This window comes from Hydrogenophaga sp. T2, from assembly GCF_049843535.1.
In the GTDB taxonomy this organism is placed as follows: domain Bacteria; phylum Pseudomonadota; class Gammaproteobacteria; order Burkholderiales; family Burkholderiaceae_C; genus Hydrogenophaga; species Hydrogenophaga crocea.
The window spans coordinates 1-13,689 of sequence record NZ_JBBHZJ010000005.1; the positions used below are offsets into that span (position 1 = coordinate 1).

At 72.4% G+C, this 13,689-nt stretch carries 13 protein-coding genes; 10 read left to right on the forward strand and 3 right to left on the reverse strand.

Features of this window, described 5'->3' with window-relative positions; genetic code table 11:
• Together WDZ95_RS12840 and dacB are read right to left on the reverse strand one after the other, a co-directional pair.
• Positions 1 to 294, reverse strand: a 294-nt coding sequence (locus tag WDZ95_RS12840; RefSeq protein ID WP_425778979.1) for a hypothetical protein, incomplete at its 3' end; no start/stop codon positions are given.
• A gap of 133 nt (positions 295 to 427) precedes the next feature.
• A complete protein-coding gene (gene dacB / locus WDZ95_RS12845; protein WP_425779404.1) occupies positions 428 to 1,924 on the reverse strand; it encodes a D-alanyl-D-alanine carboxypeptidase/D-alanyl-D-alanine endopeptidase in 1,497 nt (498 codons plus the stop codon).
• Positions 1,925 to 1,959: 35 nt separating this feature from the next.
• Here dacB and tsaB point away from each other — a divergent pair, with 35 nt between their 5' ends.
• From tsaB to WDZ95_RS12860, 3 genes are read left to right on the forward strand one after another with little or no spacing between them, the layout of a single operon-like run.
• Positions 1,960 to 2,742, forward strand: coding sequence for a tRNA (adenosine(37)-N6)-threonylcarbamoyltransferase complex dimerization subunit type 1 TsaB (gene tsaB / locus WDZ95_RS12850; protein ID WP_425778981.1), 783 nt, complete (start codon positions 1,960 to 1,962; stop codon positions 2,740 to 2,742).
• Entirely contained in the window at positions 2,739 to 3,302 is a 564-nt protein-coding gene (gene rimI, locus WDZ95_RS12855; protein WP_425778983.1) for a ribosomal protein S18-alanine N-acetyltransferase, read from the forward strand. Before tsaB ends, rimI begins: the two co-directional genes overlap by 4 nt.
• Positions 3,299 to 4,129, forward strand: coding sequence for a uracil-DNA glycosylase (locus tag WDZ95_RS12860; protein WP_425778985.1), 831 nt, complete (start codon positions 3,299 to 3,301; stop codon positions 4,127 to 4,129). The genes rimI and WDZ95_RS12860 overlap by 4 nt, the downstream gene beginning before the upstream one ends.
• 3 nt (positions 4,130 to 4,132) lie before the next feature.
• Here the strand turns inward: WDZ95_RS12860 and WDZ95_RS12865 are convergent, their stop codons facing one another.
• Positions 4,133 to 5,026: a DMT family transporter gene (locus tag WDZ95_RS12865; protein ID WP_166228196.1), complete on the reverse strand. Its 894-nt coding sequence runs from the start codon at positions 5,024 to 5,026 to the stop codon at positions 4,133 to 4,135.
• A gap of 73 nt (positions 5,027 to 5,099) precedes the next feature.
• Here WDZ95_RS12865 and pyrF point away from each other — a divergent pair, with 73 nt between their 5' ends.
• The 7 genes from pyrF (at position 5,100) to WDZ95_RS12900 (ending at position 13,688) form a co-directional block, all read left to right on the forward strand.
• The gene (gene pyrF / locus WDZ95_RS12870; RefSeq protein WP_166228198.1) at positions 5,100 to 5,942 is read left to right on the forward strand and encodes an orotidine-5'-phosphate decarboxylase; all 843 of its coding nucleotides are present in this window, start codon (positions 5,100 to 5,102) and stop codon (positions 5,940 to 5,942) included.
• Positions 5,943 to 6,091: 149 nt separating this feature from the next.
• Positions 6,092 to 7,954: a DUF1800 domain-containing protein gene (locus WDZ95_RS12875; RefSeq protein WP_425778987.1), complete on the forward strand. Its 1,863-nt coding sequence runs from the start codon at positions 6,092 to 6,094 to the stop codon at positions 7,952 to 7,954.
• Positions 7,955 to 7,964: 10 nt separating this feature from the next.
• Positions 7,965 to 9,401 (forward strand): DUF1501 domain-containing protein, encoded by a 1,437-nt coding sequence (locus WDZ95_RS12880; protein ID WP_425778989.1) that lies wholly within the window; start codon positions 7,965 to 7,967, stop codon positions 9,399 to 9,401.
• Positions 9,402 to 9,452: 51 nt separating this feature from the next.
• Positions 9,453 to 10,169, forward strand: coding sequence for a glutathione S-transferase family protein (locus WDZ95_RS12885; protein ID WP_166228204.1), 717 nt, complete (start codon positions 9,453 to 9,455; stop codon positions 10,167 to 10,169).
• Positions 10,166 to 10,780: a glutathione S-transferase family protein gene (locus WDZ95_RS12890; protein ID WP_166228206.1), complete on the forward strand. Its 615-nt coding sequence runs from the start codon at positions 10,166 to 10,168 to the stop codon at positions 10,778 to 10,780. Before WDZ95_RS12885 ends, WDZ95_RS12890 begins: the two co-directional genes overlap by 4 nt.
• Positions 10,781 to 10,912: 132 nt before the next feature.
• Positions 10,913 to 12,628 carry an allophanate hydrolase gene (atzF, locus tag WDZ95_RS12895; RefSeq protein WP_425778991.1) on the forward strand — a complete coding sequence of 572 codons (1,716 nt, stop codon included), beginning with the start codon at positions 10,913 to 10,915 and terminating at the stop codon, positions 12,626 to 12,628.
• 49 nt (positions 12,629 to 12,677) lie between these two features.
• Positions 12,678 to 13,688: an ABC transporter substrate-binding protein gene (locus tag WDZ95_RS12900; protein ID WP_425778993.1), complete on the forward strand. Its 1,011-nt coding sequence runs from the start codon at positions 12,678 to 12,680 to the stop codon at positions 13,686 to 13,688.
• Position 13,689: the final 1 nt, after the last annotated feature.

Consider the following 13,689-nt stretch of genomic DNA (forward strand, 5'->3'; position numbering starts at 1 on the left):
GCCGGGCAGCGCGGCCATGTCGACCTCGCGCTGGTGCTTGTTGCCGCCGATGACGTGGATGGGGTTGCCCACGCCCTGGTCGGTGCCCGAGGTGTTGCCCAGCGTGGCCACGCCCGCGCCGCCGCAAGGGCTGCCCAGGCCCGCGCCGTCGCCGCCGGCGCAGCACATCTGGGTGGGGTCGCAGGCGATCGCTGCGGCCCCGGCGGGCGCGGCCACGGCCCACGCCACCGTGAGGGCCAGGAGAAAACCGCCACAACGCGAGCGCAAGCCCGCGCGGCGCAGGCGCTGGTCCATGTCTCACTCCCTGGGTGCCGGCGGGCCGGAAGGCCTCGACACAGCGGCGCGGATGCTAGTCAGGCCGGCCGCGTTCCAGGGCTTGCGGGCGCAAGCATCACGCCATCATCCGAACCACTGAACAGGCGTACGTTCAGTCGGGCAGGCGCGCGGTCCACTCCACCAGCGCGTCGAGCGCGGGCCGCGCCGCGCCCGCATTGGGGTGGTTCACGAAGGCCACGAGCACGTAGCGCGTGCCATTGGCCGCGTTGACATAGCCCGCGATGCCGGTCACGTCGCGCAGTGTGCCGGTCTTGAGCCACGCCCGGCCGTTGGCCGGGTTGCGCGGATCGCTCGCGTAGCGCTTGGCGGTGCCGCTGACACCGGCCACGGGCAGCGAGGCGACGAAGGCCTCGGCGCGCGGATGGCGCGCCGCGTGGCGCAGCAGCAGGGCCAGCGCCTCGGGCGTGATGCGCTCGTCGCGCGACAGGCCCGAGCCGTTCTCGAGCACGGGCGCGGGCACCGCGGGCCCGAAGGTGCGCTGCCACCAGCCGAGCAGCACCTGGCGCGCCTGCGCGAAGCCGCTGCGCGGCTGCGGCAGCGGCAAGGGCCCCGCGCCGGGCAGCGGCGTGGCCTGCGGCGCGAGCTGGCCCAGGGTGAGGAACACCTGCTGCGCCATCACGTTGTTGCTCCACTGGTTCACGTCGAGCAGGATCTCGGACAGCGGCAGCGAGGGCGCGTCGAGCAGCAGCGTGGCCCCGGCCGGCACCAGGCCTTCGCGCACGCGGCCCGTGAGCAGACCGCCCGAGCTGCGCCACAGGCCTTCGAGCGCGCGCGCCGCGTAGCTCGACGGCTCCTGGTAGGCCACGGGCCACTGGCCTTCGCCGCAGCGCGAGGGGTAGCGGCCTTCGAAGTAGATGCGTGCCGGGTCGTCGAAGCGCGCGCGCAGCGCACCGCGCCAGTCGCCACAGGCGGCGTTGGCCAGCGGCACGGTGGCGTCGATCTGCATGCCGGCCATGGGCGGCTCGCTGAGCACGCGCGCCACGCCGGCCGCGGGGTCGGGCACGAACTTGAGGATCACCGACTTGAAGTTGACCAGCAGCGCGTCGGGCGTGGCGTTGTAGGGCCGCAGGGCCTCGCCGTCGAAGGCGCCGGGGTCGCTCGGGGGCAGGTCGAAGGCGCTGTGGTCGAGCACCAGGTCGCCCAGGATCACGCGCGCGCCCTGGGCCTGCAGCGCCTCGAAAGCGGCCTGGATGCGTTCGAGCACGAACTTGGGATCGCCGCCGCCGCGGATGTAGAGGTTGCCGCGCAGCGCACCGCCATCGACCGCGCCGTCGGTGTAGAAGCGCGTGCGCCAGGTGTGCTCGGGGCCCAGCAGGTCGAGCGCGGCGTAGGTGGTGACGAGCTTCATCACCGAGGCCGGATTCACCGGCGCGGCCGACTGGTGCCGCAGCCGCGCCTCGGCCCCGCTCACCGGCGCCACCACGGCCGAGAACGCGCTCGGCGGCACCTGGGCGCGCTGCAGCGCGGCCAGCACCGGCGCGGGCAGTTCCTCGCGCGACGGGCCCTGGGCGTGGGCGGCGGGGCTCAGGACGGACACCAGGGCGGCACAGCACCCCAACGCGGCGGACAGCAGGCGGTGGCGGATCATCACGCCCGGGATTATCGGCCGGGGATAATCGCCCGATGCCCCCCGCCCTGCCCGACCCAGCGCCCGCAAGCCCCCGCTTCCTGGCCATCGAGACCAGCACCGACACCCTGTCGCTGGCGCTGGGCGAGGCACGGCCGGGCGGCGCGCTGCACCGCTTCAGCGGCGCCGGTGGCGCCCAGGCCTCCACCACGCTGCTGCCCCAGGTGCAGGCCCTGCTCGACGCCGCGGGCTGGCGGCTCGGCGAGCTCGATGCCATCGCCTTCGGCCGCGGGCCGGGCTCGTTCACCGGCCTGCGCACGGCCTGCGCCGTGGCCCAGGGCCTGGCCTACGGCACACGCAACGCGCGCCACCCGCAGGGGCTGCCGCTGCTGCCGGTGGACACGCTGCTCGCGCTGGCCGAGCAGGCGCGCGCCGATCACTCGGCCGACGGCCACCCCGCGCCGCGCCACACGGTCGCGCTGCTCGACGCGCGCATGGACGAGCTCTATGTGGCCGCCTACACACACACGCCGCAGGGCCTGGTCGAAGCCGCGCCGGCGCGCCTGTGCGCACCCGCCGCGCTCGCGGGCTGGCTCGCCGACCAGGGCCTGGACGGCCCCGACACCCTGCTCGCGGGCAACGCCTTCGGCGTGTACGGCGACGCGCTGGGCCCGCTGAACGGCCAGCGCCGCAGCGCCCTGCCCACGGCCGAGGCCCTGCTGCGCCTGGCGCCCGGCCTGCTGGCCGCGGGCCGCGCCGTGGCCGCGCGCGACGCGCTGCCGCTGTATGTGCGCGACAAGGTCGCGCGCACCACGGCCGAACGCGAGGGCAGCGCATGACCACCGCCTGTGCCGACCTTCCCCTGCCGGCCCAGGCCGCGGCGGGCGAACGCGCGGTGCGCTTCGCGCCCATGACCGAGGCCGACCTGGAGGCGGTGCACGCCATCGAGACCCGTGCCTACGGCCACCCCTGGACGCGCAAGCATTTCCGCGATTCGCTGCAGGCCGGCCACCGGGCGGTGCTGCTGCTGGGCCAGGTGCTGCCCGGCGAGCAGCCCTTCCCGGTGCGCGACGACGGCCTCTGCCTGCTGGGTTACCTCGTGGCCATGCGCGGCGTGGACGAGGTGCACCTGCTCAACATCACGGTGGCGCCCGCGCACCAGCGCCAGGGCTGGGCCCGCGTGCTGATGGACGCGCTCGCGCTGTGGGCGCGCGGCGAAGGCGCGCACACGCTGTGGCTCGAGGTGCGCCAGAGCAATGCGCCCGCGCGGCGCCTGTACGAGCGCTGCGGCTTCGAGGCCGTGGGCCTGCGCCGCGCCTACTACCCGCTCTCGGGCACGCAGCGCGAGGACGCGATCGTGATGAAGCTGCCACTGCACGGCGCGGAGCCGCAGGCATGACCGCCGACGAGCGCTGGGTGCGCGAACTCGATGCCCGCCAGCGCGCGATGCTGGCCGAGATGGGCGTGAAGCTGTGGCTGCCCAAGCCCCGGCCCGCGGCCGCGGCAGCCACCGCGGCCGAGCCCGAACCGCCGGCCGCCCTGGCGGTGGCCGAGCCGGCGCCGCCCGCTCCAGCGCCGGTCCGGGCGCCCGTCGCAGCGCCCGTCGCAGTGCCGGTCCCAGCCCCCGTGGCCGCCCCCGCTGCGGTCGCCATGCGCGCCGACATCGCCACCCTCGACTGGCCCGCGCTGCGCGAGGCCGTGGCCGGCTGCCGCGCCTGCGGCCTGTGCGAATCGCGCCGCAACACCGTGTTCGGCGTGGGCCACACGCAGGCCGACTGGATGATCGTGGGCGAGGCCCCGGGCGAGAACGAAGACCGCCAGGGCGAGCCCTTCGTGGGCGCGGCCGGCCAGTTGCTCGACGCCATGCTGCGCGCCTGCGGCCGCTCGCGCACCAGCGACGAGGCCGCGCGCAGCGTGTACATCGCCAACGTGCTCAAGTGCCGCCCGCCGGCCAACCGCAACCCCGCGCCCGAAGAGGTGCTGCGCTGCGAGCCCTACCTGGCGCGCCAGGTGGCGCTCGTGAAGCCGCGGCTCATCATCGCCATGGGGCGCTTCGCGGTGCAGTCGCTGCTCAAGACCACCGAGCCCATCGGCCGCCTGCGCGGCCGCGTGCACCACTACGAAGGCGTGCCGGTGATCGTCACCTACCACCCGGCCTACCTGCTGCGCACGCCGATCGACAAGGCCAAGGCCTGGGCCGATCTGTGCATGGCCATGGCGCAGTGAGGCTCAGCGCGCCCCGGCGGCGCGCGCGGGCCACAACACCGATGCGATGGCCACCATGATCAGCACCACGGCGGCCCAGTCCTGCCAGTGCAGCACCTCGCCCAGCCACCACGCGCCGGTGAACACGCCCAGCACCGGGATCATCATCACGCTCAGGGTCGACGCGATCGGCGGCAGGTCGCGCGCCAGGATCAGCCAGGCCACCTGCGCGAACGCGAACACGCCGAGCGCGTTGTAGACGATGGTGGCCCACACCGTGGGCGAGGGCAGCGCCGTCCACAGGTGGCGCTCGAGCAACCAGGCCATGAAGCTCATCCAGACCGTGGCCACCACCGTCATCCAGAAGCACAGCGTGAGCGTGGAATAGGGCAGCGTGGTGCGCCGCATCATCTGCGTGCCCACGGCCCACACGGCCGCGGCCACCAGCATCATGGCCACGCCCTGCGGCGCGCCCGACAGGCGCACGAACTCGTGCCAGAGCAGCAGCGTCACGCCCAGCGCAGCGGCCGCCACGCCGGCCCAGGCGCGCCAGGGCAGGCGCTGGCCGAACCACACCGCGCCCACGATGGCCGAGAACACCGGCATGGTGTAGCCCAGGATGGCCGCACGCCCGCTGGAGAGCGACTGCACCGCGAGCACCGCGAGCGTGTGCCACACCAGCATGTTGAACACGGTGAGCCACACCAGCGGACCCCAGTGCTCGCGCGCCACGCGAAACGGCACCTTGCGCCACACCAGCACCAGGCCCAGCACCGGCAGGCCGATCCACATGCTCAGCACGCGAAAGCTCAGCGGGTGGTAGCCCATGATGCCCACCTTCATGATGGGCCAGTTGACGCCCCAGATGAGCGTGAGCAGGACGAGCAGGACCAGGTGCTGGCGGGAGATCGAATGCATGGGCGCGGATGCTAGCGGCCCACCGGCGCCGGCCCGGTCGCGCCCGCTACAAGGCCCCACCTAAAATCGACCCATGACCTTCATCGACCAGTTGCAGGCCGCCACGCGCGCCAACACCAGTCTGCTGTGCGTGGGCCTCGACCCGGATCCGGCGAAGTTCCCCGGCCGCTTCCGCAACGACGCCTCGCGCATCCACGACTTCTGCGCCGCCATCGTCGACGCCACCGCCGACCTGGCCTGCGCCTTCAAGCCGCAGATCGCCTACTTCGCCGCGCACCGCGCCGAAGACCAGCTCGAACGCCTGATCGCCCACATCCACCGCAGCGCGCCGCAGGTGCCCGTGATCCTCGACGCCAAGCGCGGCGACATCGGCAGCACCGCCGAGCAGTACGCCATCGAGGCCTTCGAGCGCTACGGCGCCGATGCGGTCACGCTCTCGCCCTTCATGGGTTTCGATTCGGTGCAGCCCTACCTCAAGCACCACGGCAAGGGCGCGTTCCTGCTGTGCCGCACCTCCAACCCCGGCGGCGACGACCTGCAGGCCCAGCGCCTGGCCTCCATCGACGGCCAGCCCCTGGTCTACGAACACGTGGCGCGGCTCGCGCAAGGGCCCTGGAACCTCAACGGCCAGCTCGGCCTCGTGGTGGGCGCCACCTACCCCAACGAGATCGAGCGCGTGCGCGCGCTCGCGCCCACGCTGCCCCTGCTGATCCCCGGCGTGGGGGCGCAGGGCGGCGACGCCGCGGCCACGGTGCGCGCCGGCCTGCGCATGCAGGGCGACACCATCACCGGCCCGGTGGTGGTGAATTCCTCGCGCGCCATCCTCTACGCGTCGGCGGGCGACGACTTCGCCGCCGCCGCGCGCGCCGCGGCCGAGCGCACGCGTGCGGAATTGCACGCCGCGCGCAGCCTCTGAACGACAAGCGGCCTTGGCATACCCCCTAGTGGTATGCCGTCCAGCGGCTGGCGCGGCGCCGCGACAACCGTCTGTAACGACTCGCAACCTGCTCTCACGGCGCCATCACGCCTGCCTAGACTCGCGCCCCATCGATCAGGAGGTGGAGCATGGCAGCGAAGGAACAGGACGCCTGGACCGACGGATGCATCGCGGATGACGCGGCGGCGGCGCAGGCCGCGGCCGGGCCCGAGGCCGGCAGCGACCGCGCGCTGAAGGCCGCGGCGGGCGTGGCCGCGGCGGCGGCGCTGGCCGCGTGCGGCGGCGGCGGCTCGGGCGGCGGCTCGGCCGACGAAACGCCCTTCGTGCCGGTGGTGGATTTCTCCACCGCGGGCTACAGCAGCCTGGCCCCGGCCAGCGACGCCGAGGCCGCGCGATTCCTGCAGCAGGCCCAGTTCTCGTCCACGCGCGCCGAGATCGCCGCGCTGCGCGGCGAGGGCTACCCCATGTGGCTCGCGCGCCAGTTCCAGCAGCCGCTGCGCTCCAGCGGCTGGGACTGGCTCGAGGCGCGCGGCTACGGCGCCAACAACAGCAACAACTACTACTTCAACACCTACCCGGCCGATTTCATGATCTGGGCCCAGCTGCTCAGCGGCCCGGACATGATGCGCAAACGCTGCGCGCTCGCGCTCTCCGAGCTCTTCGTCACCTCGATGACCTCGGCCGAGTTCACCTGGCGCAGCCACGCGTACGCGGCCTGGTGGGACATGCTGGTGCGCAACGCCTTCGGCAACTTCCGCCAGCTGCTCGAAGACGTGACCCTGCACCCCGCGATGGGCTGGTTCCTCAACACCAAGGGCAACCAGAAGGAAAACCCCGCCACCGGCCGCGTGCCCGACGAGAACTACGCGCGCGAGGTGATGCAGCTCTTCACCATCGGCCTGCTCGAACTCAACATCGACGGCACGCCGCGCCTGAGCGGCGGCCGGCCCATCGAGACCTACACCCAGGACGACGTGACCAACCTCGCGCGCGTGTTCACGGGCTGGGACTTCGACACCTCCGACGGCGTGCGCATCACACCGCCGGGCCAGAGCTACACAGTGGAATCGAGCGCCTTCGCGCGCAAGCCCATGAGCCTGCGCGAGAACCGCCATTCCACGCTCGAGGCGCGCTTTCTCGGTGCGGTGGTGCCCGCGGGCACGCCGGGCCGCGCGGCGCTGCAGACCGCGCTCGACACGCTGTTCAACCACCCCAACGTGGGCCCGTTCTTCGCGCGCCAGATGATCCAGCGCCTGGTCACGAGCGACCCGAGCCCGGGCTACGTCGAGCGCGTGGCGCGCAAGTTCAACGACAACGGCAAGGGCGTGCGCGGCGATCTCAAGGCCGTGTGGCTGGCCATCCTGCTCGACGACGAGGCGCGCGGCGCGGCCTCGCTCGCCAGCCCCACGCACGGCCGGCTGCGCGAGCCCATGCTGCGCTTCATCCAGTGGGCGCGCACCTTCTCGGTCACCTCGGCCGTGGGCAGCTGGAAGATCTTCGAGCTGAGCAACGCCGGCACGCAACTGGGCCAGAGCCCGCTGCGCGCGCCCTCGGTGTTCAACTTCTTCCGCCCCGGCTACGTGCCGCCCGGCACCGCCATGGCCAACGCCAACGCCACCGCGCCCGAGTTCCAGCTCGTCAACGAAACCAGCGTGGGCGGCTACCTCAACTTCATGCAGGGCGTGATCGAGCGCGGCATCAACTGCCCCAACCCGACCGTGCCCGAGGCCTCGTGGACCAACTACGTCTACGACGTCAAGGCCAACTACGCGACCGAGCTCGCGCTGGCGCTCGACGCCACCGCGCTGGTCAACCACCTCGATCTCGTGCTCACCGCCGGCCAGCTCAGCAGCGCCACGCGCAGCGTGATCGTCAATGCCCTGCAGGCCACGCCGCTCACCGCGTCGAGCAGCGCCGACGCGCGCAACCGCCGCGTCTGGGCCGCGATCCTGCTGGTCATGGGCTGTCCCGAATACCTGGTTCAGAAGTGAGGGCCCCGCCATGTACCTGATCGACCCCGCCAAGCACACGCGCCGCGCCTTCCTGCGCCGCGCCGGCCAGCTCGCCTTCACCGGCACCGCCCTGCCCGCCGCGCTCAACCTCGCGGCCATCGGCGAGGCCGCCGCCTTCGACGCCACCGACTACAAGGCCCTGGTCTGCGTGTTCCTGTTCGGCGGCAACGACTACGCCAACACCGTCATCAACTACGACACCACGAGCCACAGCCAGTACGCCACCATCCGCGGCGGCATCGCCATCCCGCGCGCCGACCTCGCGGCCACGGTGCTCAACCCCACCACGCCGCTGCCCGACGGCAAGCAGTACGCGCTGCACCCCGCCATGACCGGCCTGGCCGGCCTGTTCAACGGCGGCGTGGCCGCGGTGCAGCTCAACGTGGGGCCGCTGGTGGTGCCGCTCACGCGCCAGCAGTACAACAGCAGCAACAACGTGCTGTACCCCAAGCCGCCCAAGCTGTTCTCGCACAACGACCAGCAATCGGTGTGGATGACCTCGGCCCCCGAAGGCACCACCACCGGCTGGGGCGGCCAGACGGGCGACCTCGCGCGCTCGTCGAACACCAACAGCGTGCTCACCTGCATCTCGGTCGCGGGCAACACCGTGTTCCTCTCGGGCGACCAGGCGCTGAGCTACCAGGTGAGCAGCAACGGCGCGGTGCGCATCAACAGCCTCAACAACAACGTGTACGGCTCGGCCCAGGTGCGTGCGGCCATGACCACGCTCGCGCTGCAGTCGCGCAGCCACGTGCTCGAGAACGAATACAACCTGGTCACGGCGCGCGCCTACAGCACCGAGGGCGCGCTCACCAACGCCCTCAACCAGTTCCCCGCCGCCAACGCGCCGTTCAACGCCTTCCCCGCCAACAACGGCCTGGCCAACCAGCTGCGCCTGGTGGCGCGCCTGATCGCGGCGCGCAACGTGCTGGGCACCAAGCGCCAGGTGTTCTTCGTGTCCATGGGCGGCTTCGACCTGCACGACAACCTCATCAGCGGCCAGGCCAACCTCATGGGCCAGTTGAGCGGTGCCCTGAGCGCTTTCTACGACGCCACGGTGCAGCTCGGCGTGGCCAACAGCGTCACGGCCTTCACCGCCTCGGACTTCGGCCGCACGCTCACCTCCAACGGCGACGGCTCGGACCACGGCTGGGGCTCGCACCACTTCGTGGTGGGCGGCGCGGTGCAGGGCGCGCGCTTCGTGGGCAAGGCGCCGCCCGTGAGCGTCACCAACAGCACCAGCGACGCCTTCGACCAGTGGCACGTGGGCCAGGGCCGGCTGCTGCCCAGCACCTCGGTCGACCAGTACGCGGCCACGCTGGCGCGCTGGTTCGGGGTGAGCAACGCCGAGCTGGGCCAGATCCTGCCGCACATCGGCAACTTCGGCGGCACCGACTACCCGGTGGACCTGGGCTTCATGGCCTGAGCGGTCGCGCAGCCGACACCGCCGGCGCGGTGTCGCGCCTAGCATGCGGCCATGATCGACCTCTACACCGCCGCCACCCCCAATGGCCACAAGGCCTCGATTGCGCTCGAGGAACTGGGCCTGCCCTACGAACTGCACGTGCTCGACCTCACGAAGGGCGAGCAGAAGACGCCGGCCTTCCTGGCCATCAACCCCAACGGCCGCATCCCCGCCATCGTCGACCGCGAGGCCGGCGGCTTCGCGGTGTTCGAGTCGGGCGCGGTGCTGGTCTACCTGGCCGAGAAGACCGGCCGCCTCATGCCCGCCGATGCGAAGGGCCGCTCGCGCGTGATGCAGTGGCTGATGTTCCAGATGGGCGGCATCGGGCCCATGATGGGCCAGGCCAATGTGTTCTTCCGCTACTTCCCCGAGAAGATCCCCGCGGTGATCGAGCGCTACCAGGGCGAGAGCAAGCGCCTGTTCCGCGTGCTCGACGGCCACCTGCGCGAGCACGAGTACCTCGCGGGCGACTATTCCATCGCCGACATCGCCAACTGGGCCTGGGTGCGCACGCACCGCTGGTCCGGCGTGGACATCGACGACCTGCCGCACCTCAAGCGCTGGCGCGACGCGATCCGCGCGCGGCCCGCGGTGCAGCGCGGCATCGAGCGCCCGGCCCCGGCGGTCGATCTCTCGCGCGACGGCGAGGCCGCCGCGCAGCGCTTCGCCGAAGACGCGCGCAAGCTCATGGAGACCGGCCAGAGCCTCAAACCCGGGGGCGCGGCATGAAGCTCTACGTGTCCGAGCGCGCCCCCAACCCGCGCCGCGTGCAGATGTTCATCGCCGAGAAGGGCATCACCGGCATCGAGCAGGTGTTGGTCGACATCAACGCGCACGAGCACCGCGCGCACCCGCTGCTCTCGCGCGGCCCGATGGCGCGCATCCCCGTGCTCGAACTCGGCGACGGCCGCGTGCTGAGCGAGTCGCGCGCGATCTGCACCTACCTCGAAGGCCTGCACCCCGAGCCCGACCTCATGGGCCGCAACGCCGAGGAGCGCGCCTTCATCGAGATGGCCGACCGCCAGGTGGAGTGGTCCATCACGCTGCCGCTGGCCCAGGCGATCCGCCACCAGCACCCGGGGCTCGCGGTGCTCGAACAGCCGCAGTTCCCCGACTTCGGCGCCTCGCAGCAGGCCAAGGCGCTCGAGACCCTGCGCTGGCTCGACGCGCAACTGCAGCGCCAGCCCTGGGTCGCGGGCGAGCGCTTCACCATCGCCGACATCACGGCCTTCTGCACCATCGAGTTCGCGCGCCTGCTCAAGTGGAAGCCGGCCGAGCTGGGCCTGCCCGCGCTGGCGGCCTGGCGCGACCGGATGGCCGCCCGCCCCTCGGCGGCCTGATCCCTCCCGCCGCCCCTGCCCCTCGCCCCGCGGCCCGGGCCGGCCTGCCGGCTGGCGGCTGGCCACCGTGCCGCGCCACGGGTTGGCATTGGTCTTGCCTCACATCTTGTATCCAAGATGGGATGACCCAAGATGGTGCCAACCGATTCCACCCCCCGTGCCCCGGCCGCGGCCTGGCAGACCGCCTGGCTGCACCAACCGCCCCAGCCCCTGAGCGGCGCGGCCAGCGGCCCGCTCGCGGGCCTGCGCTTCGCGGTCAAGGACAACATCGACGTGGCCGGCTGGCCCACCACCGCCGCCTGCCCCGCTTTCGCGCACACGCCCACCGCTCACGCCACCGTGGTGCAGCGCCTGCTCGACGCCGGGGCCACGCTGGCCGGCAAGACCAACCTCGACCAGTTCGCCTGCGGTCTCAACGGCACGCGCTCGCCGTACGGGGCCGTGCCCAACAGCTTCGACCCGGCGCTGGTCTCGGGCGGCTCCAGTTCCGGCTCGGCCGTGGTGGTGGCGCGCGGCGAGGTCGATTTCTCGCTCGGCACCGACACCGCCGGCTCGGGCCGCGTGCCCGCGGGCCTGAACAACATCGTGGGCCTGAAGCCCTCGCGCGGCCTGGTGAGCGCCCGGGGCGTGGTGCCCGCCGCGCAGAGCATCGACTGCGTGTCGGTGTTCGCGCGCACCGTGGCCACCGCCGCGCGCGTGCTGACCCAGATCGCGGCCCCCGATGCACAAGACCCGTACTCGCGCGAGCTCGCGCTGGTGCGCCAGCCCTGGGGCCGCCGCTTCCGCTTCGGCGTGCCCGACGATCTCTCGGCCTGCGACGCGCCCAGCCGCGCCGCCTTCGAGCAGGCCATCGCGCAGCTGCAGGCCCTGGGCGGCGAGCCCGTGCGTTTCACCTACCGCCCCTTCGCCGAAGCCGCCGACCTGCTTTATGAAAGCGCGCTGGTGGCCGAGCGCTACGCCGCCATCCGCGCCTTCTTCGACGCCCACGAGGACCAGGTGATCGAACCCGTGCGCAGCATCGTGGCCAAGGGCCGCGGCTACTCGGCGGCCGACTGGTGCGAGGCGCAGGTCAAGTTGCAGGCGCTGTCGCAACAGACGCGCCAGGCCTGGCGGGCCTTCGACGTGATGGTGGTGCCGACCACACCGCGCCACGTGGCCATCGCCGACATGCAGGCCGACCCGGTGGCGCTCAACCGCGCGCTCGGGGCGTACACCAACTTCGTCAACCTGCTCGACCACGCGGCGCTCGCGGTGCCCGCCAGCCTGCGGCCCGACGGCCTGCCCTTCGGCGTGACGCTGATCGCGCCCGCAGGCATGGACTGGCCGCTGCTCGAACTGGGCCAGCGCCTGCACCACGCCAGCGGCCTCACCCAGGGCGCCACCGGCGAACCGCTGCCCGCGCCCGAAACCCTGCCACTCGATGCCCCCGAGCCGCGCGTGAAGCTCGCGGTGGTGGGCGCGCACCTGAGCGGCATGCCGCTCAACACCCAGCTCACCGAACGCGACGCGCGCCTGATCACCAGCACCTTCACCAGCGCCGACTACCGCTTCTACGCCCTGCCCGGCACCACGCCGCCCAAACCCGGTCTGGTGCGCGTGGCACCGGGCCAGGGCGCGCCGATCGCGGTCGAGGTCTGGGACATGCCGCTGCGCCACTACGGCAGCTTCGTCGCCCTGATCCCCGCGCCGCTGGGCATCGGCACGCTGGACCTCGTCAACGGCGAGCGCGTGCAGGGCTTCGTCTGCGAACAGCAGGCCACGCTGGGCGCACTCGACATCACCGGCCACGGCGGCTGGCGCAACTACCTCGCGCAGGCCGCGCGCAGCGCACCGGCCGCCACCGCCTGATCCCCCTCTTTCTTTTCCATTGCCTTCACCGACCTTGCAGGAGTTGTCCATGAAACACCACGCCGCCCCCGCCACCGTTTCTTCCCGCCGCCGCCAGTTGATCCAGCTCGGCGCCGGCGCCACCGTGCTCGGCGCCCTGGGTGCGCCGCAGGTGCATGCGCAGGCCGCGCCCAAGGTGCGCATCGGCTACTGGCCGATCGCGGCCGGCCTGCCGTTCTACGCGGCCATCGAACTCGGTTACTTCAAGGAGGCCGGGCTCGACGTGGAGCCGCTGAAGTTCGCGGGCGCGCAGCAGGTGATGGAGGCCGTGCTGTCCAACCGCGCCGACGGCACGGCCAACGGCACCGGCTCGGCCAACATCGCCATCGGGGAGATCGCCCAGCCCGGCACCTTCAAGATCTTCTGCTCCAACCCGAGCAACGTGAAGAACGTGCTCGACGAGGTGATCGTGCCGGTGGCCAGCCCGGCCAAGGCCATGGCCGACCTCAAGGGCAAGCGCGTCGCCTCGGGCCCGGGCATCCAGAACGTCACCCTGGCCAAGACCATCCTCGAGCGCGGCGGCGCCACCGGCGCCACCGTGGTCGAACTGCCGATCGGCCAGCACGTGGCCGCGCTCGCGGCGGGCCAGGTCGACGGCGCCTACACGCTCGAACCCACGGGCACCATCGGCCGCCTCAACGGCACCACGCGCGTGCTCGAGGCCGGCGTGATCGCGCGCTACGTGCTCGGCGACCCCATGGCGCCGTGGTTCGGCGGCTCGGCCTCGCTGTCGTCGGACTTCATCAAGAAGAACCCCGAGGCCGCGAAGAAGTTCGTGGCCGCCTACGGCAAGGGCGTGACCTACGTGCGCACCAAGGCCACCGAAGCGCGCCAGTACCTCAAGGGCTACACCCCGATCGAGGGCGCGCTCACCGGCGAGGTGCCGCTGGCCGCGTACACCCTGTACAACGAGTTCACGCCGGCCGACGTGGCGCACTTCCAGAAGTTCTTCGACCTGTTCAGCGAAAAGGGCATCTTCAGCTCGCGCCTGATGGTCGAGACCATGCTCTACAAGGGCTGAG